A 25,766-nucleotide genomic window follows, 5' to 3' on the forward strand; every position below is an offset into this window, starting at 1 on the left:
TCATGCAACAGGCTTCACCTTTGCGGTCACCGTCTATCGACGTGATCAGCATTCAATCTCAGGTGGTCTACGGCAGCGTCGGCAACGGCATCGCCTACCGCGCTCTGCTGAAAAAGGGACTGGAGGCGCTGCAGGTGCCCAGCGTGCTGTTCGGCTGCCCGCCCTATTACGGCAAACCGCACGGCGGCGTCATCTCCGGCGATTGGTTCGGCGGTTTTCTCGACGACCTGATCGCCCGCGGCGTCATGAAGCGCGCACGGGCGGTGATCGTCGGCTACCTGGGCGACGTGATGCAGTGCCATATTCTGGCCAACTGGCTGCAGCGGGTGCGCTCGCTCAATCCGCAGATAAACATCTATATCGATCCGGTGATGGGCGATTACGGTGAGGGGATCTACGTGGATGAGCGCATCGTCAACTGCTATCGCTCGCCGTTCCTGCGGCTGGCCAACGGCCTGACGCCGAACGGTTTCGAACTGGAGCAGCTGTGCGGCCGGCAACTGAGCAGCCGCGAGCAGACGCAACACGCCGCGCAGGCGCTGTTGAACGACACCACCGAATGGGTGTTGGTCACCAGCGCACCGGGCGTAGCGCAACACGAAGACGAAGTGGGATTGATGCTGGTCACCCGGCAGGAAACGCAGTGCTTTACTCATCCGAAGGTCAAATCGGCGGTCAAAGGCACCGGCGATCTGTTCACCGCGTTGCTGGTCAGCCATCTGCTGCAGGGCGCTGCGCTCGACGCGGCAGTGGTTGCCGCCGGCGATGAAGTGTGCGGCGTACTGGCCGAAGCGGCGCATTTCGGTTGGGAAGAGATCGGCAGCCTGCGGGCGTTAACCTAAACCCTGACCTGGGGCAGCCTGCTGCCCCACCTCTCCCGTCTTGATTGTTTACCGTGGCAATCATTCCGCTGTGAATTTGATTTATTACTCCGTCAATGATGCGCACAGTAATGATAAATTAATTCACTATATATAAAAGATTAAACAACTAATGATTAGTGCTATTTAAAACCATAACCACACTCAACACATTGATTTATTAAAATTAAAGCCAATAAGGAAATAGAAACCGCAAAAAACATTCTGTTTTTTTGATTTCTTAAACTATTCCTCTTCTTTTACAACGCCGTGATTTTATTGATTATCTGTTATGCAAGAATAAACACTTAATTTATTTTTATGTATGTGTTGCTTTTTTAAGCGCCATTGCTATTGTTGAATGTGAGTAAAACGCGGCGACAAAGCGATTCACCACCTCCTTTTTATACCATCCTGCGTATAAGGATCTGACTATGCCTATTAAAAAGTATGTCATTCTTGATAGCGCGCCCAAAGCTGTCGGCAATTCCGATTTTATTCTATTAGGGTTAAAGAGCGAAGGTTTTGCCAGAGGTTGTCCGATGTTATTTGGCGGCACCGCCGATGCTAAAGATGGCCCGGTCGATGGAAAAAATTTTGCGTTGAATGTAATAAAAAGAGAAACCTGGGAAGAAACCAATCAGAATATTGGCGTGGAACAGGTGGTAAGATATCAGGTTTACCCCAATGACATCAGTGTTTATACCAGTAAAGACTTCACTTTCACCGGAAAAGTGGCCATTGGCGGTGAGTTTGCCTGGATTCGAAAAGTGAGCAAAGGAAAAATCAAAACCTATTTTAAAAACAAACCCACTGCCACCAAAGACATGTTTGCTCAAGAGCTTTACGCAATGACGCTGGATGTCGATATTGAACCCACCGATGCGGAGTTCGAACAGTATTTATCTTCAGATTGCCTGAGCGCCATTTACGCTTACTGTAAAGAAACCTGCAAATAACGTCTATTAAAATGATGGGCACGCCATGATGATGGCGTGCATCTCTGGCAATGCCATTAATTTATTGGTGCCGATATTATGCTCGCAAAATATTATACGTCAGATGAGAAACGCATCGTAAAAAACGTTATCGACCGATACGAGAACAGCGGCGTATTTCTTATCGAGCCAGGCGATCCGGTTTTAACCGAATTTTATGATATTCAATTAAAACTGGCCGGCGTCACCGCAGCCGCCGCACCGCAATTCAGCCAACTTTGGCAGCAGACGAAACGCGTCAAACGGGTAGCGGGCCGGATGAGCGAGGCCAACACCGGCGGCGCTCAGCCGGTGTACAGCATCGTCAGGCTGGATTCCACCGACGGTAAACGTTATCAAACCGACGCCATCGGTTCTCTGCCGGTTCAGGCGACCAATGTGACGCAAACCCTCGGCCTGTTCGACGGCGGCGCCGATAACGTCGGCAAGGTGGAATACAAAAGCGACTACGTTTACACGGCGGACTGCACCATCGGTGCCAGCGGTGACTATCCGCAAAGCCAGACCGGCGGCAGCTTTCCGGTTACGGTGATCTATACCTTCGCACAAACGGTCGGCCAGCAAACCGTTTACGGCGCCGAAATCGTCACGACGCAAAGCTACCCGAAAGAAATGATCAATGATTCCCCCAGGAATCTGTATAACCAGCGCATGATTAAGATTTGCCTGACGCGTGACGATGGCGACTGTGATTATCGCACCGGCTACGATCAGGACGGCACGGTTAAAGTGCCGATAAAAGGCAATATCACCTATTTTGGCAATATTGATCTCAGCAATGGCAAGCCGGTCAACGCCAGCAATACCATTTATCTTATCCGCACCCGCGCCGGTGGCGATCCGATCACCCCTTACGGCGGCTATAATATTTTTAATTCTGCCGCAACCCGAATCAGCGGGAATAACATCACCTGGGATCTTGACTGGCTGAAATTCAACCGCGTCGATTTTGAATCCGGCGAGATGGTTTATTACGTTTTTAAAATTACGCTTGATGTTGAAGGCCGCAGTATCGCCGCCTTTATTACTAACGCACCCAAAGAAAGCGATCCGGATCGCCGTCTGCTCAATACCGTACAAATCAAACCGATGCAGATTATTTATGGCTGCCTGGCAGAGGATACGTTGATTTTAATGCAGGATGGTACAGAAAAGCCGATCAATGCTCTCACGACGGATGAGTTCGTTATTTGCGGAAATAACCAACCCAAGCGAATTGAGAATATCACCACGGGGCAGGAGCAGCATTACATTGACATTACCGCCCGCGACCAGGCGGCACGTGAATATCGTATAAAAGCCAGCCTGGGGCACCCTTTCGTCACCGCAAACGGTATTTTTCTCGCCCGTGAATTGACCTCAGGCATGTGTCTTAAAACCCGGCACGGTGAGTGCGAGATTACCGCCATCTCTCTCCAGCCCGGTGAGTTAACCGTTTATAACCTGCAACTCGGCGCTGACTCTCCGCTGCAAAAAAACCAATGTGCCCTCAGTACTTTTTATGCTAACGGCGTGTTGGTCGGTGACGCGCTGGTTCAACACCTCTATGAAGACGAATATCACCAACGCCCAAAAAACGTGCTGAAAACGCTACCCGCCGAGTGGCACCAGGATTACCACAATATGATCAATGCAGCGGACGAATAATATCATGTATGAAGGCTATCCCGACTTCCAGCGCATTATTATCTGCGATGATCAACGTTTCGTCGCCGCGTATCGACAAAACGACGCCTATTATTTATATCCGCAGGCGCTCAGCATTCTGGCGGCCGACCCTTTGGCTTTCTCGCTGGATATCGTGCGTAGTTACAGTACCGATAGCCTCTACGGCTGGCTGAATTTCACCACGCAATTGCAGTTCGCCGGTGAACAAAGCCTGCAGGTATTTAAGCAACAGTATCCGGATTGCGCGGTGAAGGCGCTGCCGGTCTTGCCGGGCAGCCTGGGATTCGACGTGCCCATCGATTACCACAGCGATCTGTACGGCCGGCACTACAACACCACCTGGTATTCAGCACAGTGCAGTCAATTCATCATTCTGCTCAATGCGACAAGCACTCAGTTGATCGAGCGCACCCTGCTCGATGAGACGATAGGCTTCAACGCGCGTCTTGACGGTTTCGTCGAAGGCGTATCACCGCGTCTGGCCTACCGGGTGGAATTTGATGCCCGTGCGCTGATCCTGGCCCTGGCCGCCGGCGTGGAGGGCGCCCATGCCGTGGGCGATACCGGGATTGTCTTTCCCTACGACGGGCTGACCCTCTACCTCAGCCGCAACCTCACCCGCTTGCCGCTCGACATCGACCCACCGCCGCCGGCGAACGATCCGGCCGGCGATCTGCTGCTCAGCCAGGCTTTACTCGATCGGCTATACAACCTGTACGGTGCGCCGTCTGTCGGCCCCGCCTCCGGCAATATGGCACAGATCCTTCTGACGCCGCCCCCGCATGCCGGCCGGACCCGGTGCGATCTGGCCAATGTCGCGCTGACTCAGCGGCCGCTTTGCTTCACGCTGGATCCGTTCGCCGCCGCGCAGCAGATCGCCAAAGTTTCGCCCGATACCATTATCCATCGCACCACCGCACCGCCGCTGCTGGCGGGAGAGCGAGAGATCAACGTCTTTTACGCCTATCCGCTGGGGTTGCAATCCGGCGTTTCGATCGATATTCAGCTGACCGTACCGCCCGGCAATATCTACCCGATCGAGCAAACGCAAACGCTGGCGCTGCGGCCCGACCGCTCCTGGTTAACCTTCAAGTTTCACAACAGCGCGCTGGATGCACAGCCGTTTTTCTACCAGATCCGCGTGAATTACCCGCAAGACGGCGTTTACCGCACGCTGCCCGGCGAACAACGTCGCTGCGACGAGGATAACCTGGTACTGGATTACGCCGCGCTGCCTTGCCGCTTCCTGACCCTGTATCTCGACCCAACGTTCGCCCAACAAAGCCGACTTGGCGGCCTCTATCACTCCGCCGACTGGCGCCAAACGTGGACGCTCAGCGCATCGGCGCCCTATTTCAGCGCACCGATCCTGGGCGATCCTACTTTTGCCGAAGCGACCGCCTATTCGCTTTCCGGCGGCGGCGCCGTCCCGTTACCCGCCCCGATCGTGCAAAACGCCACCATCGGCGCCTACAGTTTTCCGCAGTTCGGCGCACAACAGGCGACGATCACCGTTCGGCTGCCGCCGCAGTTGCTCAGCGCCGTATTGAGTTTTCAGCCGCAGGACAGCGAGCGCACCAGCGAGCGCACTTTTACGCATTCGCAGCCGAGCTTCGTCTACAAATGGAACGTCACCTCCATTTTCGCCGCCGGCTTCCGCTACAAGACTCCCACTGGCCCCTGGTCGCCTTATGTCACCGGCGACCAAACGATCGATATCAAGGGTGATACACCATGACCGACGAATTGGATCCACAACGTACGTTGCAAAACTTCTTTCTTCTTGATCGCGCGCTGGCGTTTCACGACCAAACGCGCCCCAGCGGCTGTTACACCTACGGCAGCTATACGCCGCAGGTGGTGCAGGAAACGCCGGCCGGCAAGATCAGCTCGTTGCATTTGCTGACCAGCCCCGGCGGCGGCCTGGCGACCTTCATTGCACCGAAGCTGCCGGTCGACAGGACTGCGATCGAGGACTATATCCGCCGCCATTTCGTTCCCGCTCCGGAAACCATCACCCTGGAGCAGGAGGAGATCCAGCAATCGCTGTGGCTGCACTTCGCGCAACGGCCGGCTACTGCCGCCTACAGCGTCGAATTTGAACAGTCAAAAATGGCGTTGACCCATGAGGAGTCTGGCCGGCTGGCGGGCGCGATCCAGGGAACAAAAGACCAGGTCTATTTTCTCACCCGCAGCCGATTCAGCGTCGACAGCCGCGTCAATGCCCGTTTGCAGGCCGATTGGGTCGTGTTTGTCACCCTGGCCTTCAACGAGCAGGCGCGGCAACCGGAAGCGATCGCCAGGCTGCTGAACCAACAAATCGACGCCGGCGTCGTCATTGTGCAAGCGCAGTTCGACAATGCGCCTTCAGAGCAGACGCAAGCTCGCGTTCGCCAGGCGTTGGTAAACACCGCCTCACTGCTGATTGCCAACACGCTACGCAACATCTCGTCGCCAGAACAAATCCCCAACAAGCTGAATTACCAAATCGAATACGACGACACCGTCCCCCAGCGCTATCTGCTGGAGCAGCAACGTGACATTGCTGAATTGCTCAATCGGCTGCCGGCCGACGGCATCATCTCCTTTACCGCTACGCCCCTGCCGGAACCCAGCAGGCCGGATAAGCCGATCGAGCCTCAACGCTGCACCGTCAGCCTGGGATTTGATCCGAAAGGCTTCAATATCATGGCGATAGAGCTGCACTGGGCAGATCAACAGATGCCGATGGCGTGGCCCAGCTTCCCGCCAGTGACGCTGGAAACGACAGCGGCGGTGAGCGATATCGCACTCAAGGTGACCTTCGCCGATTACACCAGCTTCGAGAGCCGGCTGGCGTGGCAGAACGCCATCGCGCTGACGCCGCAGGATGTGGGTTTCTATAGCCTGCTGTTCGACGCCGAGTCTCTGAAGTCCGAATTCAAAACGATCTCCGGCAGCGCCAGCTATCTCCCGGCGGGCCAGGGCAAGAAACAAAGCTTCACCTTCGCCTTTTCCGCCGCGCAGTGGCAGGCCACCTGGTGGATCAACGCCCATGCCGCCGGCCTCAACGGCCGGGTGGACTATCGCTGGCAAGGGAAAACGGCGGCGCTATTCCCCAAAAACTACGACTCCGGCCCCCTGCAGGCCACCACCGGCCCCATCAAACTGCAATACCACAAGTGACATAAACAAGAGGACCGCCCTATGTTAACCACCGCTTTGCAGCAATCGATAAAAATCGACGTCACCGAGTATTTGGGCGTCAAGGAATACGCGTATACCTGCTACGGCGACAGCGACAGCAAGGATATCTTCTATGTGGTGCCGGAGATCCCGGTGTTTGCCAAACGGGATACCAATACGCCGAGCTTCATGTTTTACAAATACCGCAGCGAAGATACCCAAGGCGGCTACGCGCAATTCACCGTGCAGCTGCCGCAGCCGAATGCGGAAATGAAAGACCGCATCCGCCTGCAGCTGTATAACGGCCTTGGCAGAAAAGACGGCCCGCTGGATAAAAAATCCAAGCTCATTGTCGACTACATCAAGGCGAAACAGGCCTATGAAGCGGACCCGGAAAACAACACCAAGAAGACCGCGATGGACCAGGCGCAGAAGAATACCGGCCTGAGCGATGAACAGCTCAACCGGTTTGTCGCGCTCTACGACGGCAACAAGGGCGACGATCAATTCCTCAGCGAACTGATGCCGGCGGACGCTGCAAAAATCGAACTGATGCAACCGCGCTACACCTCGGCGCAGGCCATGCTGATCCTCGACGGCAACGATAAGTTCTATCGCCAGATCCCAACGCCGCTGTCCCCCTCCGGCCTCGGCGACAACAATACCGTATTCAGCCTGTCGCTGACCGGGGAAGGCGCCACGCTGTTTGAACAGGTACTGAAAGGCACCGATAAAAACGCCAGCGTCGGCGTGCGCTTCGATCTCTCCCTGGATGCCTCCATGTCGGCGGCCAAAGTGATCGTCACCTACAACAGCGAGCAGGCCAAGTCCGTAGCGCAAACCATCAACTACCACACCTGGTCCGCCGACGAGAAAAAGATCGAGCAGGAGTTTTACGCCAAGGAAGCGATCAAGGTGGACGTGCAGATCGGGTTGACGGCGCAAGAGATGGGCATGGAACCCGGCGCCTATGAAAAATGGAAGGAGAGTCTGCGAAACTGGGGACAACAGCAGGTCGAGCAGATCCTGAGCAGCCAAACCGGCATCGACATGAGTCTCAATTTGCTGAACGACGCCGGCAGCTTTGAAAAATTCGAGTCCAAAATCTCGCAAACTCAGAGTTTCACCCGCGAATATGAAGAGAACGCCGTGGTGTCCTCCACCATTTACCCGCAAACTCAGCTGCCGTCGATACGCTCAATCGTCGGCGAAGCCGATTTGGATCAGTACTTCAAAGAGTACGATCTCCACGACCCGTTCTATCAGTACATCCAGCCGGAGTTCTTCGTCACCGAAGACATGGCCAAGTATGATATCGCCAATATCGTGGTCACCGCGGTATACGACGACGATCTCAAGAGCACGCTGACCTTTACGCCGAAGGATCCGGGGCCGAAGAAAACCGACAAGTGGTTTATCAAACCCGAGCTCGGCCGCGCCTACCGTTATCATTACACCGTCAACTTCACCGGCATGCAGGCCAGGCCTTACCTGTCTGGGGACATCCAGGTCAAAGACGATCTGGTGGTCACCATCAATGCGGCGCAAAGCGGCATCGTCTACGCAGATATCTCCACCCTGCTCAACCCGCTGGGCTGGGAGGTCTTCAGCCAGGTCGTAGTCAAGACCCAGTACGAAGACAAAGAGCACAGCGTGCCACTCAAGCAATACACCCAGGTGATCAGCGACAAGAACCCGCCGGTGCCGTTTATTTATCCGATCGGCACCAACGTGGAAAAGCCGCTTTATTATTCGGCCGACTACTATGCGCTGGACGGCGACAGCCTGACCTACCTCCCGCCGGGCGTGGAAAGCAACCCTCAACTGCCCGGCTATGGCGAAACGCGCGGCAATCAGATCCTGATCGCCAACGCCCTGCCGAAGCAGCAGAAATACACCATCATCTTCAAACCGTCGCAAAAAGACGTTTCGCTGATCACCTTCGAGATGACGGTGAACTACCCGAAATGGGACTTCTCGCAAACGCAGCCCATTGCGTTAACCGAGTTCGACACCAAGTCGCTCACGCAGTACCTGACATTCAACCTGATGCAGCAAGAGAAAGGCAACGAGCCGCAGATCAACTACGTCGCCACGGTCTATTACGGCGATAACCAGGAGAAAACCGTCACCAAGCCGATCACGGGCACCAGTACCATCGTGGTCGTGACCTTCTGACGGCCGGTCTCCGCCGGAGCAAGCCTGCCTTGCTCCGGCTCCCTCTTCGATGACGTGGGGTTGCCGCTATGTGCGATCAGGTAATCATGCAAGACATCTGTTTTATTCGAGCGGACCCGGATCGGCCCGTGTATTACTACTGTGCCGCCGCGCCGAGCGTACAGATCGCCGCAGGCAATCAACCCGATGTCCAACTGCAAATTTTCAGAAACCTCAACCAACCGGACGATCTTTACTACGCCACGCTGTCGTTACAGACCCAGTTGGCCAGTTCGCCCGAAGCGGCGCAACGCGCCGCCGACGCCAGCCCGGACATACCGCGCAGTGCGATCTTATTGCCGCTGCAGGCGATCGCCTGCAGCGCGACGCTGAATATCCCCGATCTTATCCCCGGGCAGACCAGCAAAACCTCGCTGAGCGACCAGCAATATTGCTACCTGTCCGCCAAACTGGACGACGACGACGATATCCTGCTGCTGGCGAGCCTGATGCGCACGCCGGCCTCGACGCCGATCGCCGTCAGTTACAAAATCGACTACCTGCAGCAGCTGCCGCCGGCCACCTTCGAGCTGGAAGCCAACTGGGACCAGGTTTACCGTTACCTGCAGCGCTCGATAGGCTTTAACCTGCTGATCTTTAGCGTCGGTATCGAGCAGACATCCGCCCAGTTGATCAGCGAGAAAATCGTCACCGTCAAAGTCAGGGACACCGACCCCGACGGCCATATGGCGCAGGCGGCCGCCGAACTGACGCAGATCCTCACCAGCCAGTTCTTCACGCCGGTTATCGCCAACGAACCGCAGCAGACAAGCCCCAAAGCCGGCTTTTATCTGCAACAGGTCTCGGTTGAAAACATCGACCAACGTCGCCTGAGCGGCAAGATCAGCGAAACCACCGTCGTGCAGCGTTCGCTCTATCCGCAGGCCCTGTTCGCCCAGCTGGTCAACGGCACGGACTATCAGGCCGATCGCGCGATCGTCAAACGCGATCTGCAGGATGACTTTTTCGCCTATCGCGAGGTGCGAGTCAGCCTGCTGTCGGATGCCCTTGACGCCAATATCCTGCTGGTGACGGCCCGGTTGCGCTATGGCTCAAACAGCCGACAGCTGAAATTCACCCGCGACGACTTCGGGCCCAAACCGTTTAAGGAACCCAGCCTGATCGACCCTAAAACGGGAAAAATGCTGTGGCCGGTCGAGTATGACTTTACCGTGTACTTCAACCAGTCGATAGGCGGCGTAACTTCGGTCAGCTCCGGTAGCCTGCAAACGGAGATGAGCGAGGTCTTTCTGGACGTCGAGTCGCTCTACGGCCGCTATGATTTCGCGATCGAAGCGGCGCAACAGTTTGACTGGCAGCGCTATCAATCCGTGCTGGTCACGCTACGCTATCGCCACCGGCAACAGCCAAACAGCAGCGTGTCGCGCAGCTTCCAAATTGACCAGGCCAACCCGCGGGCCCACTACCCGGTCATGCTGCCGGAGCCGGACGAATACCAATTCGACGTCAACAAAACCTACAGCGCCGCCGTCAACTCACCGCATATTTCCGCCGAGCTGCAAGAACCGACCGGCCAGGACGTCTATCTATTCTCGACCCTGTATCGCCAGCGCGTACTGACGCTGTCGGCCGACATGGACTGGCGCCGGGTGGAAATGGTCATCGTTTCCGCCAGCTACGCCTGCACGCCGGCGGAAACGCTGCAGCAGGTGTTTCAATTCACCGAATCCGACGCCGCCCCGCGCTGTTTCAGCGCCGATCAACTCGATCCCAAGCAGCTGACCGTCGATCTGGATATCTGGTTTACCTATCAACCCGGCGAAGGCGGCGATCGGCCCGAAAACGTGCAGTGTTCGACCGACGCCAACGCTCTCGATCTCGCTACCCTCAGTTAACTAAGGAAACGCCATGTTATTACTCAGAGCCAAAACCGCCACCATCAACAACATCACCTTCTTCGCCGACGATTCAGACGATAACCAGTTCTGGTATCTGCCCGGCGATATCCACATTGCGCAAAAGTCGGGCGAACCGGTGTTTTCGTTGATCAAATACACCGGCGACGCCAGCGACCCGCAAGGGGGATACATCAACTTCGAGGTCAATACCGCGATCGACGAAGCGGTGTTGAACCGTGCCTTTAACGACTATCTGCGCAAACTGAACGTTGATCCCAAGAACGCCCGCAAGGCCCAGGTACCGTATGATAAAGGCACGGTGAACTTCTTCGTGCTCGACGCGGGCGCCGCCAACGGTGAGCTGATCAGCGCCCCTTGCCCAAGCCTGTTCGGCAACAACAGCGCCATTTTCAGCGCCAAGCTGACGCCGTCCCAGGCGGTGATCCTCGAGGCCGCGTTCACCCAGGCCAAGGCGCCGGCCGCCGTCGCCTATAACCTCAGCTTCACCGGCATCACGCCGGCGCTGAAGGTCGAAGTGACCGCACAGTTCGAAAGCATCTACAAAGAGTTCGATCTGAAATTCGGCGCCAACATTCCCATCCCGGTTGAGACGCCGGCCAGCTTCTGGCTGGGCTTCGACAGCGTCATCAAAAAACTGCAGCAGGATCAGAAACTGGTGATCAAGGTCACCGAAAGCATGCCGGGCGATGAAGAGGCCAAAGAGAAAGAGTGGGCGCTGCAGTTCGTCAAGGAAGAGATCCTGAAAAGCTTTTTCAGCGCCACGCTCAAACCTAACGACGACAGCAACCCGCAGGCGAAATCCGCCAGCGACGCCATTCTGGATTCGCTTATCGCCAGCGACAAGAAAGAAGGCGAAGAAGCCGGCAAAGGCGGCCTGTTCCCTAGCGCGTCGCTGGAGATCAAGCTGGTACGGATCGAGGAAACCAAAAGCCTGAACTTCAACTACACCTCGTCGAAGGCCCTCAGCCAATCCGCCGTGCCGCAAAACTTCATCGGCAGCGATATCCTGCATGCTCAGAAAACTGCGCCCTACTTTATTCAGGTCAACGTCAACGATCCGTTCTTCCAGCAGCTGGATTTGACCGTGCTCGGGCCGGACAGCTTCGAGGAATATGGGATCAAGGCCGCCAGCTTCAACATCCGTTACAACAACCAAGTTTATACCGGCGCGCCTTTCACCAACGATGACGGGACATGGACCAAACGCATCGCCCGCAGCAGCGATAAGAACGAGCTGTTCCATACCACCAGCGAATTCGCTTTCAAATCCGCAGCCTCCTCGGGCTGGGAAGGCAGCAGCAACTATCAGTCGCTGTCCGAATCGGCCTCGACGCTGCTGAACATGGATCCCGGCTCAGTGCTGTCGTTCAACGAGATCAGTATCTTCCTCGATCGCAAATTCTCTTGGGAAAACTGCAACCAGGTCATGGTGGAGCTGAGCTATCAGGATGACAAAGGAAGCCGCAAGATCAAGAAATATACCTTTAACCAAGACGCGCACGAGAGCCAAACGTTCAAATACCGCTGTCTGACGGAGAAGCCCTGGGCGGTCAATTACACCCTGATCTACTTCCTGGTAGGCGGGGAAACCGTCGAACGCAGCGGCAGCGAAAACCCGCCGGCGATCGTCATCCCCAATCTGGTTTAGGTGTGCGCCATGACCGATCGCAACGCAGTGTTACCCGCGGCATGGAACGCCCTGGTCAGCGCCCTGTGCAAGGAAGCGCCCCACTTGCAAAACACGCTGGCCCCGGACGTCGCCCGCTTCAGCCGTATGAAAGCGACGCCCGGCGGTTTGTCCGCCGCGTTTACCACCAGCCTGCTCGGTTATAACGGCAGCCCGTTGGAGTTCACCGTCTCGTCGGCCAAACCGCAGGGGCTCGCCTGCACGCTGGATCCCTTTTTACCGCGCTACGCGCAGCGGCGCGGCGTCGAGGCGTTTGTCCGACACTCTCAGGCGATCACCGCAGCCCCGCTCGCCGATCCCGCCAACAGCCTGGAGGCGGTGCGACGCATGCAATGTGCAAGCGTCCAGCCGTTGCGCTTCGGCGCCTGGCTCGGGCGAAAATACGCCCCGGATGCGATCAAAACCAAAGTCTACGTTGAAACCCCCGCTGACATGGCGGCCGCGCCCGATGGGTTGCAGGAGCCGCTCGCCGCCGAGGCCCGCCGCGCGGCGGGATTGACGCTGCTGATGGCCGGGTATTATCCGGAGTCTGCCGACTCTCCGCGCGAATATTACTACCAGTGGCACAGTGCGCGGATCACGCGTGACGATATCCTCGCCGTCATGCGGCTGTTCGAGAGAGAAAGCCGTTTTTCCGCCCTGATGCCGCTGCTGGACCGCGCGCTGCAGCAGCAGGACAGACGGGACTTCCCCCCGACCACCTACGGGTTCAGTCTGGGATACGCGCCGGACGGCAATTTGGAGAGTTTTACGCTGTTCGCCATGGCGGCAAGTTTTTTCGGCGACAACCGCCGCGTTTTTGACGGCATCACCGCGTTGCTGGCGCCTGATGGCCAAACCCTGCCACTGCTTAACCGCGCGGTGAGCGAGCAGGTTCCGTTGCAGTACAACGTCGTCGGTTTTTCCTGCGATCGCCAGGGCAATCACAGCGTCAGCTGCACGTTCAGCCCGCAGAATGCGCATTTCGAAATCCTGCCATGCAAAGCGCGCGAAACGGCACCGCTTGTGCCATTGCCGTTGGCGGAGCTGCTGGCGCAGCAGTGTGCCAGCGGCGCCTTTCCCTCTCATGTCAGAACGCCGGATGGCCGCTGGCACAAGGATGAAAATGCTTTTGTCACCGCCCAGGTGCTGCGCACGCTGGATTATAGCGCCCAGACCGCGCCCCATATCGAGCTGGCGCTCGACTTCTTGCTCGGTTGCGAGAGCCGCCCGCATCACTTCCATTTTTGGCCTGCCGGCAAGCACCCCACCTGGATGGCGGGCCAGCGGATCGACGCTGACATCGACGATACCGCCATTATCACTGAGCTCTTGTATCGATTCCATCGGCGCTCGTTGGCGCAAGCCAGGCAAACGCTGGCGCAGATGCAGGCTTATCAGGTACAGCGCGTCGAACGGCGGCTGAAGACGACGCCCTATCCCTGGGCCGAGTGTTACGCCTTTCACACCTGGATGAAAGACGACGGTGATATCACGCAGTTGGACTGCTGCGTGAATACCAACGCGCTGATTTTAATCCATGCGTTGACCGCCGCTCACGGCAGCCCGCCGCCGGCCTATCCGCGCATTATCCAAATGCTGAATCAGGCGGTGAGCTGGAGCGACGACGATTACAACCGTCTCAACGCGTTAACGCCCTATTATGCCCACCCGCATGAGTGGCTGAGTACGCTGGAATACGCCAGGCGGCAAGGGGTGCCGCATCTTTCACCGGCGATCGATGCGCTGGCCGCCTGGCGCTTGCCGGCGACCAATGACGAAAGCCCGCTCTATCGCCGTCACGACGGTCATTTTCTTTGGACTTCCGCCTGCCTGAACCAGTTCAGACATCTGGCACGCCTTTCTTCCCTGGAGGATCGCTATGAACATCTTTCTCAATGATCTGGTGACGCTGAACAAGGTCATTTTGGACAACGCGCGCGAACAGTTTCCCGACGCCGAAGCCCCCCGTCTGCGCTACCGCGCCGCGCCCGCGCCGGTGGCCGACGAACTGCAGGCCGATGTTTGTACCGAAGTCGTCTCGGGAGAGACGCGCTATCGCATCGCTACCACCAGTGACGGTACGCGCTGGCATATGACGGTGGATTTCGCGCTCAGCCGCGCCGTTCAGCAGGTGCCCTACGTGGTGCTGACCTTCAGCACTTTCGGCAAGGTCGAAGAAATGATCTTCGAACAGGTTTTGCTGGACGCCCCGCCGACCCGCTACCGCGCCCAGCTCGACCTGGACCGCCTGGAACAGCGTGACGCGCTGCTGCGAGCGCTGTCGGATTATGACTCGCAAACCACGCTGGTGGTCGCCATCGTCACCGATAACGGGCTCCTCAACACTATCACCTCGCCGAAAGTCTTCTACTTCGCCGAGAACTACTATCCCTATATCTATCAGGGCATCCTGCCGCCGCCGCCGCGCCTGCAGCTGATCCTCACGCCGCTGGCCTTCGGGCATCTGTGGTACAACTACTATCAGGACTATGTACGAAAAAACTATCTTTATTACCTGCCGGATACTTTCCTGCTGGCGACCAACGCCGCCGAGGACGACAAACCGATGCTGTCTATCTCGTTTTCTGCAGCGCCGCACGCGACCTCGCTCAACGATGTCGAAGTGACGTTCGACTATTTCCTGTCGCCCAAGGTCAATCAGGCGCGCATCGGCGACGCCACCGCACAGTTCACGCAGATGCAACCGGACGGCAAGCTGGCACCGTTCGCCAACGCGGACACCCTGACGCTGCAGCTGGGGCTGCCGGACGGAAAAACGGAGGAAAAAAACGCGCTGATCAATCTGCAGAGCGGCATCGTGGATTCATTCACGCTGCCCGCCAGCCAATTTGGATTGATTTGGGATGCCTTCTTCGATCGGTCGCCGCAAAACCTGCTGCTCAAGGGATATCTGGCGGTGCAGTTCACCGGCTTCAACCCGGATAATCTGCCCGTGGCGCTGGCGCTGGACGCCAAATACCAGAACAGGCTGCCGGATTTCATCAAGCAATCCGCCCCGGCGGACATCAATAAGACCGTGGAATTCCGCAGCGACGCAGGCGCCTACGATCCTGCCGGACCGCGACCAATCAAGCGCATGTTGGTCAGCATCGACAACCAAACCATTGAGCTGGACAAGGAACACCCCGTTCAATCGGTTAACGTGAAGATTTCCGTGCTGGAACTGATCCTGCATCCGGACAAGAAGCTGGTGTATCACTACGATTTGCAGATTATCTATGTCGACGGCGGCAAAAAGTCCTCCTACGACAATACGTCCAGCTTCGAGATTATTTACGTCCCCTGAACGGGGAAAGAATGGCGGCGCGGCCGGGCGGCATCCAGCCCGGTGCGCCGGAACAGAGGATCAGCGTTTTTTCTTTTTGTTGAAATCCAGCTCGAAGGCGAACACGGCGCTCTGAATTTTGCGCTCCATCGCCAGCCCGAGCTTAAGAAAGCGGCATGACAGGCGCGAGAAGTGCACCACCTGATCGTTATCGTCGGTTTCCTGATCGTCGTTGACCACCACCAGCTCCATGTTGACCTTGAAGCTGCCGTAGCTGCCCAGATCCAGCTCCGCTTTCTTGAACTGCAAGCCTGGCTGGAAGAAATCCGGCAGCGGGCCGTCGAAGCGTAAACCGACGCCGCCGGCGGAGAGATCGTGGATCCGCAGCTCGTACGGCGTGCCGTCCGGGTATTCGCCGGTACAAAAGAATTGGCGCCAGTGCGGCGTAGTGATGCGGAATTGACGACGGCGCTGGATATAGACCAGCTCCTGCGGCAGCCGGGTCGAACAGGCCTGTACGCCCTGATGTTCGGTCAGCTCCGCCTGGGGGACGGAAAACTCGATTTTGGCGTCGTTGCTTTCAATCACGATGGTGCAAGCGCCGTCGATGGCGCTCGAGGCTTCCTCACCGCTGAACACGATATTGTCCGGCCCGACGCTCAATAACAGACTTTGAAACCGGTGCTGCTGATTTTCTACGCGCAGCGGCGTGCGTTGTTTGCAAATTTCTCGCAGAATCGCCAGAACTTCAAAACGCTCCCGTTTGATAAACAGTCCGTTATCGCTGTGCTCCACACGTGTCTCCTGACTTTTTTTCTAATGACGTCTTACGTATTCCTTACGGTTATCATCTCTGGGAATATTCCTAAAGTCAAATTTGCCAGCGTTGCCAGGCCTGCGGCAGCAGGCGCGCGAAACGTTTCGCCCATGCCTGTTGCCCGCGTTCGTCAGCGACCAAATCCTGGCGAATTTCGATGCCGACGTAAGGCAAACCGCGGCGCTCCGCGTGCACCGGCAACGTGTAATCGGTGGCGTCCGTCATCGCATAAGGTTCGTTAATACCCACCTGCAGATCCCCCTCTTCACGCAGCAGTTCAGCCAACAGCAGCGCAAATTCCGGGTAGCGGTTAAACAACAGCCCCACCTGCCAGGGGCGCGGTTGCCCCTTGAACACCGGCGTGAAGCTGTGCATGGCGATCACCGCCGTCGGCAGTTCGCGCAGTTGGCGTTGCCCCAGATGCTCGTCGATGGCGTGGTGATACGGCAAAAATACCTCGCGCTCACGCGCCAGCGCGTGTTCGGCGTCGATGCCGATATTGCCGGGGATGGGCGTCAGTTCAGACAAATGCGGGATCGAGCTGGCGATGCCGGGCGCCCGGTTGCAGTCGATCACCAACCGTGAGTAACGCTGATGAATCAGCGTGGCGTCCAGTTGGCGGCTCAGATGGCGCGATACGCCCAGCGCGCCGATATCCCAGCCGATGTGGCGCTCGATCTCCCCCGGCGGTAAGCCGAGATCCCCGAGGGATTGCGGTATCGCCTTGCCGGCGTGATCGCACAGCAGCAAAAATGGCGCTTTGCCGCGCTGGTTTTCAACGGCGGCGGCGGGCGGTTCATCGGCGGACAATAACGGCGGGATAAACGAATGAGGCATGAAAGGCTCCGGCGGTGGAAAGCAAAACGTTTATCGTAGCGCTATCCCGTCGCCGGCCCCAAGGTCGTGCTTAGATCAAAAAGGCATGAGTCAGACGCCGATCATGCCGTCTCGGCTTCCTGCGGCTGATGCACCGCAATATAACGTTGATAACGCGACGGCTTGAGCCGCGAGGTATCCACCAGCACCAGGCCGTCGATACAGTTGTTGAAGGCCGGATCGGTGCCAAAGTCGATAAACTGCACCCCGCCCGGTTCGCACAGCTCGGTGTACTGTTTGTACAGCGTCGGGATCGAGCAGCCGATGTTGCTGAGCAGGCTCTTCAGCCGCACCAGATCTTCCTGGTAGTTATCCCCGGCAAACTGCGCCAGCACCTGCGGCAACGACGCCGGATAAGGACGACGCGACTGCGCGAAGGCATGGTCCGGCGAGAAATAGAGCCGATAGAAGGCGATCAACAGATCCCGCGCCGCCAGCGGCATGCCGCCGGAAATGGATACCGGGCCGAACAGATAGCGGTACTGCGGGTATTTCGACAGATAGGCGCCGATGCCCAGCCACAAATAGTCCAGCCCGCGCTTGCCCCAATAGGCCGGCTGAATGAAGCTGCGCCCCAGTTCGATGCCCTGCGCCAGGATCGGTTCCATATCGCGGTCATAGTGGAACAGGCTGTTGCTGTAGATGCTCTCCAGGCCCTTACGCGCGATTTGTTCGGCGGTGGGGATAAAACGATAGGCGCCGACGATCTCCAGCTCCTCTTCATCCCACAGCACCAGGTGATAATAATCGTCGTCGTAGCTGTCCAGATCGCGGCGGCGGCCGGATCCTTCCCCCACCGCGCGGAAAGCGATCTCGCGCAGGCGCCCCAGCTCGCGCAGGATCGGCGTGCGCGCTTCATCGTGACGGCGATAGAGGTAGATGGTTTTGCCGTCCGGCGTCACCCCCAGTCGTTCGCAGTTCGCCAGCGCCTTTTTCAGCTCCAGACGCTCTTCCGGCAACGCGATCGGCGATTCGCTGGCGAACAGCCCCGGTTTGCCCTGGCCCAGGCGATACACGTGGCGGCGAAAGCGCTCCGCCAGATCCTTGGCGCTGGTGTGGCCATCGTGCCAGTTGGCGAACGGCACGCGGCCGCCGATGCGGATCCTGATGCGCCCGCCCCGCTGCTGGAACATTTCACGCACCAGCAGCAGCGTCGACAGCGGACGGTAGACCAGCGACGTAAAGTAGAACAGGTTGCTGTTGCGCGCGCTGATATGAATCGGCACGATCGGCGCGCGCGCCTTGGCGGCCAGACGCAGAAAACCGGTATGCCAGTGGCCGTCGCGGATGCCTTTCGGGCTCATGCGCGACACTTCGCCGGCCGGGAACAGGATCAGCGCGCCCTGATTGTCCAGCTGCTGCTGCATGCCTTCTATCTGTTTGCGGCTGGTTTTATAAGCGACGTTATCCACCGGCACGAACAGGTTGCGCAGCGGTTCGATGTAAGTCAGCAGTTGGCTGGCCACCACTTTCACATCCGGACGCACCGCCGCGACGGCGCGCAACAGCACCAGTCCGTCGAGCGAGCCGATCGGGTGATTGGCCACGAGCACCACCGGCCCCTGGCTGGGGATGTTTTCCAGATCGCCGTCCACCAGCTCGCAGCTGAGGTTAAAGTAGTCCACCACCTGCTCGATCAGATCGAGCCCTTTCAGGTGGGGATAGTCGGCGGCGAACTGTTTGAATTCTTTTTCGAAGAGAAGGGTTCTTAGCAGGCTGCGCTGCCAGGCAGGGGTATTGCGGTGTGGAAATGCATCTTGCAACAGAGAATCCAGGCTGAACATCGCGTTATCTCCTGACGTAGTCGCTGCAAACTTAAGCCAGAGCCATGACTCTGACATGTCAGTCACATGACAATAAAATGAATCCATCGACTATCAGGTATAGCAAAGTAATGGCGATTTGGGAGCGAAAGACGCATTTTCGCCCCCACTTCCCCTCACATCGGCGCCAGCAACGCTTCAATGCGGCGGTTCACCGCCTCACGCAGGCGCTATCGGCTGCAGATCCTCGCCGGGATGGGCCACGAACGGATCGCCGGAGGGAAACGCATGGCCGCTGTCGTTCACCCTCACCCGCTGCAATGCGGCGCTATTACACGCGCCGGCATAAAAAAACAGTGAAAGCCCGGCGGCTGCCGAATTATCGCTGCGGCTTTCGGCCTCGACGGACTGAATAATTAAATGCCGGGAATTGTCGACTGAAAAATAACGAATTTGCCGTTTTCACTTTGCGTTGACGCTGCTTTCGGTTGGCGCTCAAACGAAAGCAAAAACAAATATAAGCAACTGATAGATATGGATATTTTAAAATTAATCGATTGCATTTCAGTGTTTCGTTTGCTGTAATTCGCCACGAACAACTGAAAGCGCTCCGGTCGGTATTGCTGCGGCTTATTAAGCCGCGGCCGGGCACGGCTACAGGTAAATCAGGAGTCTGCGTTAATGATCACTACCGCAAAACGCCGGGAATTAATTATCGACCCGCTGTGCCGCGAAGGCGCGTCGCGCGTGGAACCGCTCAGCCAGCTGCTTTCGGTCTCCAGCGTCACCATCCGCATCAATCGCGACGTCAAACACACCCTCGCCGACGCCAGCAAATTCGGCCGCACAAGTTTTTGCACGATCGCGACATCGGCCAGATCCACCGCCTGGTCACCGACAGCCGCATTCCGGAACACTGTCTGCAGGCGCTGCACCATTTAGGGATCGACGTGATTATCGCCGACCGTTAACCGAGGCTTTTTAAGGAGCTGTCATCATGAACGCGTATTTCTCTTATGAGGCGAATTGGCTGAAGCAGCACAACGCCTGGCACACCGCCGCAGAAATTTGGCAACAGCCGGATCTGTGGGCGGCGCTGCACCGGCAGCTGCAGGATCAACAGGCGCAATGGCAGCCGTTTCTGGCGCCGCTGCTGGCCAATCCGCGCCTGCAGATCGTGCTGTGCGGCGCCGGCAGCTCGGCGTTCGCCGGCCGCGCCCTGGCCCCCTGGCTGCGCGAACGCACCGGCCGCAACGTGGTGGCCTACGGCACTACCGATATCGTCGCCAACCCGCTGCAGTATCTCGACCCTGAGCGGCCGACGCTGCTGGTCTCCTTCGCCCGCTCGGGCAACAGCCCGGAGAGCGTGGCGACGGTGGAGCTGGCCGACCAACTGCTGCCGGAAAGCTACCACCTGATGCTGGTGTGCAACCCGGACAGCAAGCTGGCGCAGTATGCACATCAGCGCGACAACGTCTGTTCGCTGGTGATGCCGCAAGGTTCCAACGATCAGAGCTTCGCCATGACCTCCAGCTTCAGCTGCATGATGCTGAGCGCCGCGCTGCTGCTCGGCCCCCTGTCGCTCGAGGCCGCCCAGGCGCCGCTGCACGCCATGGTGCAGCGCTGCCGCGCACTGCGAGAAACGCTGCAGCCGCAGGTGAAGGCGCTGGCCGCCGGCGGCTTCCGCCGCTACATCACCCTTGGCGGCAGCTGCTTTACCGGCCTTGCCGAAGAGGCCTCGCTCAAGATGCTGGAGCTGACCGCCGGGCGCATCGTTACGCGCTACGACTCGCCGCTCGGCCTGCGTCATGGTCCGAAATTCATGGTCGACGGCCAGACGCTGGTGGTGTTGATGTTCTCGCGCGACGACTACGCCCGCCAGTATGACCGCGATCTGTGGAACGAGCTGCAGCGCGATGGGCAGGCGATGCAGCTGGTCGGATTGACCGGCGAGCGCCAACCCCTCGCCGATACCCTGCTGCATATGCACGATGCGGCAGACAATATCTGGCTGCTGTTCCCGTATCTGCTGTTCACCCAGATGCTGGCCTTCGAGAGTTCGCTGGCGCTGGGGCTGACCCCGGATAACCCCTGCCCGACCGGCGAGGTTAACCGGGTGGTGAAAGGCGTGACGATTTACCGTTTTCCTTCCCCCGTGCAGTAAGGAGATCCCATGTATCTGATAGCCAACCGAGACATGCTGCTCAAGGCGCAGCGCCAGGGTTACGCCGTTCCGGCGTTTAACGTTCACAATCTGGAAACCGTGCAGGTGGTGGCGGAGACCGCCGCCGAACTGCGCTCGCCGGTGATCATGGCCGGCACGCCCGGCACCTTCAGCTATGCCGGCACCGACTACCTGATCGGTATCTGTCAGGTGGCCGCGCACCGCTACGATCTGCCGCTGGCGCTGCATCTGGATCATCACGAAGAGCTCGATGACATCGAGCACAAGGTGAAAAGCGGCATCCGCTCGGTCATGATCGACGGCTCCCATTTGCCGTTCGAGCAGAATATCGCCAAGGTGGCCGCCGCAGTGGCCCTGTGCCATCGCTACGGCGCCAGCGTGGAAGCGGAGCTGGGCCGCCTGGGCGGGCAAGAGGACGATCTGATCGTCGATACGGCAGACAGCTTCTATACCGACCCGGTGGCGGCACGCGAGTTTGTCGCCGCCACCGGCATCGATTCGCTGGCGGTGGCGATCGGTTCCGCCCACGGCCTGTATCACGGCGAACCGAAGCTGGACTTCGAACGCCTGGCGCTGATCCGCGAACAGGTGGACGTGCCGTTGGTGCTGCACGGCGCCTCCGGCATTCCGGAAGCGATGGTCAAGCGCGCGATCTCGCTCGGCGTTTGCAAGGTCAACGTCGCCACCGAATTGAAAATCGCCTTCGCCGATGCGGTAAAAAGCTACTTTTCACAGCACCCGGATGCCAACGATCCGCGCAAATACATCGTCCCCGGCAAGCTGGCGATGAAAGAAGTGGTGGCGGAAAAGATCCGCATCTGCGGCAGCAGCGGCATGCTGTAACCCCACGCCCGCCCCCGGTTTCAGTGGCTGCACCACGGGGGCGAAAACATCCCGCCATTTTCCGCTTTCCTGAGAGAACGATCACAGCCTGTTATCCCGCCCGCGCCTGAAACCATTAACCGGTCTTCACTATGATCCAAATCATGGTTTTACTCATCCTACCTCTCTATTATCAAATTCATTGAATGCAGGCAGTAGGATTTTTGCCCATTCGTTTTTATTTCGCCAAGCGAAATAGCTTATTTTATGAAAACAAGCGCGCTTGTTTTTTAATTGGCAGTGTTTTTACTCTGAAAGGAACAGCGTATGAACCATTACTTAGCCGTATTAAGCGCATTGGTCATTCTGCCCTTCGCTCTGCAAGCAAAACCGCTTTCCGGCAGCCAGGTCGCCTCTGGCGTCGTCCGCTTCACCGGCGCCATCACCACGCCTGCATGCACCGTCAAACATCAGGATGAAAAGCTTATCTCCAGCTGCTTCGGTAAAGTGACGGAATATCAAAACGGGTATATATCCTCTTCGTTAAAAGCGATGCCAAAAGAATTAGTTTCTGCCGTCAGCAGTGAGATGGTGAATAACGACCCCCATTTAAAACGCGTGACCATCAGCTATAAGTAACCACAAAGCGTTACTGCCTGCGGAAATAATAAACAAGACACAACTTGTCTTGATGACTTATAAATTTATTTTATAAATTTATCGCACAATAACTCCCCGCCTTACCGTAAGCCGGCTATTCGGGCGACCCTGCGGTCGCCCATCAGCATGTCCGAAATCCGCCATCGCTCCCTTGCGTTTCATGCGATAATCGCCCTACCAAACCGAGGAGTGATCCAGATGCAGACTTTTTTGATTGATCGTACCGCCACGCCGGTGGGAGAACTGGTGCTGATTGCCGATGAACAGGGGCGCCTGCGGGCGATTGACTGGACCGATCATGAAGCGCGCCTGATGAAGCTGCTGAATACCCACTACCGCGCCGATCGGTTCACCCTGCGCGAACAGCGCGATCCCAGCGGGCTGACCGACGCCATGCAGCGCTATTTCGCCGGTGAACTGAGCATTATCGATCGGTTGCCGGTGATGACCGCCGGCACCGAGTTCCAACGCACCGTCTGGCAACAGCTGCGCCAAATCCCCTGCGGCGAGATCCTGACCTACGGCCAGCTCGCGCAACGCATCGGCCGTCCGACCGCCTCGCGCGCAGTCGGCATGGCCAACGGTTCAAATCCGATCAGCATCGTCGTGCCCTGCCACCGAGTGATCGGTTCGCAAGGCGCACTGACCGGCTATGCCGGCGGCGTACAGCGCAAACAATGGCTGCTGCAGCACGAAGGCTACCTGCCTAAAAGCCTGCTGTAGCCGCGCCAGGCGATTATCCGGCGCCATTGTTTGGCGACGCTTAATAAAGCCCATTGCTCAACGCCACGCTCGCAGGCCGCTGGGACCTATGAATAACTGGTGTGAATAAAACGCATAAGTCACAAATAATACTCATAACTTCAGTCCCCTACAGAATAATCGGCGGCATGTGTGCGTAAAATTCGCACACAATGCCCCTATTCAGACTAATGCTACCCTTATCAGCTGCGGCAAAAGATGTTAAAATTGACTCATATCAATTATTGAATGAGCGTAATCTATGATCCCGGAAAAACGCGTGATTCGTCGTATCCAGTCTGGTGGTTGTGCGATCCATTGCCAGGACTGCAGCATCAGCCAGCTGTGCATTCCTTTCACCCTCAATGCTCACGAGCTGGATCAGCTCGACAACATTATCGAGAGGAAAAAGCCTATTCAGAAAGGCCAGACCCTGTTCAAGGCCGGCGACGAGTTGAAATCGCTGTACGCGATCCGTTCCGGGACCATCAAGAGCTACACCATCACCGAGCAAGGCGACGAGCAGATCACCGGCTTCCACCTGGCGGGTGACCTGGTGGGCTTTGACGCCATCGGTGGCCTGAAGCACCCAAGCTTCGCCCAGGCGCTGGAAACCTCGATGGTGTGCGAAATTCCGTTCGAGACCCTCGACGATCTGTCCGGCAAAATGCCGAACCTGCGTCAGCAGATCATGCGGTTGATGAGCGGCGAGATCAAAGGCGACCAGGACATGATCCTGCTGTTGTCGAAGAAAAACGCCGAAGAGCGCCTGGCGGCGTTCGTTTACAACCTGTCGCGCCGCTTTGCGGAGCGCGGTTTCTCTCCGCGCGAGTTCCGTTTGACCATGACCCGTGGCGATATCGGCAACTATCTCGGCCTGACGGTGGAAACCATCAGCCGGCTGCTGGGTCGCTTCCAGAAAAGCGAAATCCTCAGCGTGAAAGGCAAATACATCACCATCGAAAACGCCGACGCCCTGTCGGTGCTGGCCGGTACGCCGCGTATCAACGTGACCGTCAACGCCTGATTCTCCTGCCGGATCACCATTTCCCCGAAATTGTTGATCCGGCACGCTTCTGTTGTTGTTCTGTTTTTCAATGTTGGGTTACTCTGTAAATTAACAGACTGTTGATTTCAGCTGTAAGGAGGCCCTATGGCGAAGTATCAGAATCTTCTGGTGGCTATTGACCCCAATCAGGACGATCAGCCGGCATTGCGCCGCGCCGTGTACCTGGTAAAACGGAACGGCGGGCGCATCAAGGCCTTCCTGCCCATCTATGACTTCTCTTACGAAATGACGACCCTGCTCTCCCCGGATGAAAGAACGGCGATGCGGCAAGGTGTGATCAGCCAACGCGCCGCCTGGATCAACGAGCAGTGCCGCTTCTATCTCAACGACGGCGTGCCGATCGAAATCAAAGTGGTCTGGCATAACCGCCCCTTCGAAGCCATCATTCAGGAAGTGCTTTCCGGCCAACATGACCTGCTGCTGAAAATGGCGCACCAACACGACCGGTTGGAGTCGGTGATCTTTACCCCCACCGACTGGCACCTGCTGCGCAAATGCCCTTGCCCGGTGTGGATGGTGAAAGACCAGCCCTGGCCGGAAGGCGGCAAGGCGCTGGTGGCGGTCAATCTGGCCAGCGAAGAACCCTATCACGACCCGCTCAATATCAAACTGGTGCAAGAAACCGTCGAACTGGCGCAAAACGTCAACCAGACCGAGGTTCACCTGGTCGGCGCCTATCCCGTTACCCCGATCAACATCGCCATCGAATTGCCCGACTTCGACCCAAGCGTCTACAACGACGCCATTCGCGGCCAGCATCTGATCGCCATGAAGGCGCTACGGCAAAAATTCTGCATTAAGGAAGAGTTCACCCACGTGGAAAAAGGCCTGCCGGAAGAGGTGATCCCCGCTCTGGCCGAACACCTGCAGGCCGGCGTGGTGGTGCTGGGCACCCTGGGCCGCACCGGCATTTCAGCCGCCTTTATCGGCAACACGGCGGAACATGTGATCGATCATCTGAAATGCGACCTGCTGGTGATTAAACCGGAAAACTTCAACTGCCCGATCGAGGCGGATGAAGACGATGAACACGACGACGAAGATTAAGCTTCGCGCATAAAGAAACGGGCCGCTGAAAAGCGGCCCGTTT

General features: G+C 57.5%; 19 protein-coding genes and 1 pseudogene. 17 read left to right on the forward strand and 3 right to left on the reverse strand.

Going from position 1 to position 25,766, the window contains the following annotated elements; translation table 11 throughout:
• Positions 1 to 2: 2 nt before the first annotated feature.
• The 10 genes from ACSBQS_RS08820 to ACSBQS_RS08865 all read left to right on the forward strand — a co-directional run bounded on the left by ACSBQS_RS08820 (position 3) and on the right by ACSBQS_RS08865 (position 15,764).
• The gene (locus ACSBQS_RS08820; RefSeq protein WP_047026046.1) at positions 3 to 842 is read left to right on the forward strand and encodes a PfkB family carbohydrate kinase; all 840 of its coding nucleotides are present in this window, start codon (positions 3 to 5) and stop codon (positions 840 to 842) included.
• 452 nt (positions 843 to 1,294) lie between these two features.
• Positions 1,295 to 1,819, forward strand: a complete 525-nt coding sequence (locus ACSBQS_RS08825; RefSeq protein ID WP_046898261.1) for a hypothetical protein — start codon at positions 1,295 to 1,297, stop codon at positions 1,817 to 1,819.
• Between the two features lie 78 nt (positions 1,820 to 1,897).
• Entirely contained in the window at positions 1,898 to 3,505 is a 1,608-nt protein-coding gene (locus ACSBQS_RS08830) for a hypothetical protein (protein WP_434990295.1), read from the forward strand.
• A gap of 4 nt (positions 3,506 to 3,509) precedes the next feature.
• Positions 3,510 to 5,264, forward strand: a complete 1,755-nt coding sequence (locus ACSBQS_RS08835) for a hypothetical protein (protein WP_434990298.1) — start codon at positions 3,510 to 3,512, stop codon at positions 5,262 to 5,264.
• Complete coding sequence (locus ACSBQS_RS08840; RefSeq protein ID WP_434990300.1) at positions 5,261 to 6,691, forward strand: hypothetical protein; 1,431 nt, start codon at positions 5,261 to 5,263, stop codon at positions 6,689 to 6,691. The genes ACSBQS_RS08835 and ACSBQS_RS08840 overlap by 4 nt, the downstream gene beginning before the upstream one ends.
• Before the next feature lie 21 nt (positions 6,692 to 6,712).
• Entirely contained in the window at positions 6,713 to 8,869 is a 2,157-nt protein-coding gene (locus tag ACSBQS_RS08845) for a hypothetical protein (protein WP_033650305.1), read from the forward strand.
• A gap of 128 nt (positions 8,870 to 8,997) precedes the next feature.
• Positions 8,998 to 10,764 carry a hypothetical protein gene (locus ACSBQS_RS08850; RefSeq protein WP_236689828.1) on the forward strand — a complete coding sequence of 589 codons (1,767 nt, stop codon included), beginning with the start codon at positions 8,998 to 9,000 and terminating at the stop codon, positions 10,762 to 10,764.
• A 13-nt stretch (positions 10,765 to 10,777) separates the two neighbouring features.
• Positions 10,778 to 12,436 (forward strand): hypothetical protein, encoded by a 1,659-nt coding sequence (locus ACSBQS_RS08855; protein ID WP_047026040.1) that lies wholly within the window; start codon positions 10,778 to 10,780, stop codon positions 12,434 to 12,436.
• 9 nt (positions 12,437 to 12,445) lie between these two features.
• Positions 12,446 to 14,356: a hypothetical protein gene (locus ACSBQS_RS08860; protein WP_434990301.1), complete on the forward strand. Its 1,911-nt coding sequence runs from the start codon at positions 12,446 to 12,448 to the stop codon at positions 14,354 to 14,356.
• Positions 14,337 to 15,764 (forward strand): hypothetical protein, encoded by a 1,428-nt coding sequence (locus tag ACSBQS_RS08865; protein ID WP_047026038.1) that lies wholly within the window; start codon positions 14,337 to 14,339, stop codon positions 15,762 to 15,764. The genes ACSBQS_RS08860 and ACSBQS_RS08865 overlap by 20 nt, the downstream gene beginning before the upstream one ends.
• Before the next feature lie 60 nt (positions 15,765 to 15,824).
• On the opposite strand, the gene ACSBQS_RS08870 is transcribed toward ACSBQS_RS08865, so the two are convergent.
• The 3 genes from ACSBQS_RS08870 to ACSBQS_RS08880 all read right to left on the reverse strand — a co-directional run bounded on the left by ACSBQS_RS08870 (position 15,825) and on the right by ACSBQS_RS08880 (position 19,220).
• A complete protein-coding gene (locus ACSBQS_RS08870; RefSeq protein ID WP_033643201.1) occupies positions 15,825 to 16,538 on the reverse strand; it encodes a flagellar brake protein in 714 nt (237 codons plus the stop codon).
• 76 nt (positions 16,539 to 16,614) lie between these two features.
• The gene (locus ACSBQS_RS08875; RefSeq protein ID WP_197666439.1) at positions 16,615 to 17,397 is read right to left on the reverse strand and encodes an N-formylglutamate amidohydrolase; all 783 of its coding nucleotides are present in this window, start codon (positions 17,395 to 17,397) and stop codon (positions 16,615 to 16,617) included.
• A 101-nt stretch (positions 17,398 to 17,498) separates the two neighbouring features.
• Entirely contained in the window at positions 17,499 to 19,220 is a 1,722-nt protein-coding gene (locus ACSBQS_RS08880) for a lysophospholipid acyltransferase family protein (RefSeq protein WP_033643203.1), read from the reverse strand.
• A 798-nt stretch (positions 19,221 to 20,018) separates the two neighbouring features.
• Between ACSBQS_RS08880 and ACSBQS_RS08885 the strand changes: the two are divergent.
• The 7 genes and pseudogenes from ACSBQS_RS08885 to uspE form a co-directional block, all read left to right on the forward strand.
• A pseudogene (locus ACSBQS_RS08885) lies at positions 20,019 to 20,170 on the forward strand (transcriptional repressor AgaR); the annotation flags it as partial.
• A gap of 26 nt (positions 20,171 to 20,196) precedes the next feature.
• Complete coding sequence (locus ACSBQS_RS08890; RefSeq protein ID WP_434990304.1) at positions 20,197 to 21,363, forward strand: SIS domain-containing protein; 1,167 nt, start codon at positions 20,197 to 20,199, stop codon at positions 21,361 to 21,363.
• A 9-nt stretch (positions 21,364 to 21,372) separates the two neighbouring features.
• The gene (locus ACSBQS_RS08895) at positions 21,373 to 22,227 is read left to right on the forward strand and encodes a tagatose bisphosphate family class II aldolase (protein ID WP_197666436.1); all 855 of its coding nucleotides are present in this window, start codon (positions 21,373 to 21,375) and stop codon (positions 22,225 to 22,227) included.
• Positions 22,228 to 22,533: 306 nt separating this feature from the next.
• Positions 22,534 to 22,845, forward strand: coding sequence for a hypothetical protein (locus tag ACSBQS_RS08900; protein WP_033643206.1), 312 nt, complete (start codon positions 22,534 to 22,536; stop codon positions 22,843 to 22,845).
• A 219-nt stretch (positions 22,846 to 23,064) separates the two neighbouring features.
• On the forward strand, positions 23,065 to 23,589 hold the full coding sequence (gene ogt, locus ACSBQS_RS08905) for a methylated-DNA--[protein]-cysteine S-methyltransferase (RefSeq protein WP_004938274.1): 525 nt from the start codon (positions 23,065 to 23,067) through the stop codon (positions 23,587 to 23,589).
• A gap of 280 nt (positions 23,590 to 23,869) precedes the next feature.
• Positions 23,870 to 24,634 (forward strand): FNR family transcription factor, encoded by a 765-nt coding sequence (locus tag ACSBQS_RS08910; RefSeq protein ID WP_004938278.1) that lies wholly within the window; start codon positions 23,870 to 23,872, stop codon positions 24,632 to 24,634.
• 126 nt (positions 24,635 to 24,760) lie between these two features.
• Positions 24,761 to 25,723 (forward strand): universal stress protein UspE, encoded by a 963-nt coding sequence (gene uspE / locus ACSBQS_RS08915; protein WP_434990308.1) that lies wholly within the window; start codon positions 24,761 to 24,763, stop codon positions 25,721 to 25,723.
• Positions 25,724 to 25,766: the final 43 nt, after the last annotated feature.

Origin of the sequence: Serratia sp. H402Y (assembly GCF_051172415.1) — a bacterium.
Lineage (GTDB): Bacteria > Pseudomonadota > Gammaproteobacteria > Enterobacterales > Enterobacteriaceae > Serratia > Serratia ureilytica.

Bases quoted from the DNA above. Each gene is read 5' to 3' on its own strand.
- ACSBQS_RS08820 (WP_047026046.1), top strand. From the start codon at position 3: ATGCAACAGGCTTCACCTTTGCGGTCACCGTCTATCGACGTGATCAGC.
- ACSBQS_RS08825 (WP_046898261.1), top strand. From the start codon at position 1,295: ATGCCTATTAAAAAGTATGTCATTCTTGATAGCGCGCCCAAAGCTGTC.
- ACSBQS_RS08830 (WP_434990295.1), top strand. From the start codon at position 1,898: ATGCTCGCAAAATATTATACGTCAGATGAGAAACGCATCGTAAAAAAC.
- ACSBQS_RS08835 (WP_434990298.1), top strand. From the start codon at position 3,510: ATGTATGAAGGCTATCCCGACTTCCAGCGCATTATTATCTGCGATGAT.
- ACSBQS_RS08840 (WP_434990300.1), top strand. From the start codon at position 5,261: ATGACCGACGAATTGGATCCACAACGTACGTTGCAAAACTTCTTTCTT.
- ACSBQS_RS08845 (WP_033650305.1), top strand. From the start codon at position 6,713: ATGTTAACCACCGCTTTGCAGCAATCGATAAAAATCGACGTCACCGAG.
- ACSBQS_RS08855 (WP_047026040.1), top strand. From the start codon at position 10,778: ATGTTATTACTCAGAGCCAAAACCGCCACCATCAACAACATCACCTTC.
- ACSBQS_RS08860 (WP_434990301.1), top strand. From the start codon at position 12,446: ATGACCGATCGCAACGCAGTGTTACCCGCGGCATGGAACGCCCTGGTC.
- ACSBQS_RS08865 (WP_047026038.1), top strand. From the start codon at position 14,337: ATGAACATCTTTCTCAATGATCTGGTGACGCTGAACAAGGTCATTTTG.
- ACSBQS_RS08875 (WP_197666439.1), bottom strand. From the start codon at position 17,397: ATGCCTCATTCGTTTATCCCGCCGTTATTGTCCGCCGATGAACCGCCC.
- ACSBQS_RS08880 (WP_033643203.1), bottom strand. From the start codon at position 19,220: ATGTTCAGCCTGGATTCTCTGTTGCAAGATGCATTTCCACACCGCAAT.
- ACSBQS_RS08890 (WP_434990304.1), top strand. From the start codon at position 20,197: ATGAACGCGTATTTCTCTTATGAGGCGAATTGGCTGAAGCAGCACAAC.
- ACSBQS_RS08895 (WP_197666436.1), top strand. From the start codon at position 21,373: ATGTATCTGATAGCCAACCGAGACATGCTGCTCAAGGCGCAGCGCCAG.
- ACSBQS_RS08900 (WP_033643206.1), top strand. From the start codon at position 22,534: ATGAACCATTACTTAGCCGTATTAAGCGCATTGGTCATTCTGCCCTTC.
- ogt (WP_004938274.1), top strand. From the start codon at position 23,065: ATGCAGACTTTTTTGATTGATCGTACCGCCACGCCGGTGGGAGAACTG.
- ACSBQS_RS08910 (WP_004938278.1), top strand. From the start codon at position 23,870: ATGATCCCGGAAAAACGCGTGATTCGTCGTATCCAGTCTGGTGGTTGT.
- uspE (WP_434990308.1), top strand. From the start codon at position 24,761: ATGGCGAAGTATCAGAATCTTCTGGTGGCTATTGACCCCAATCAGGAC.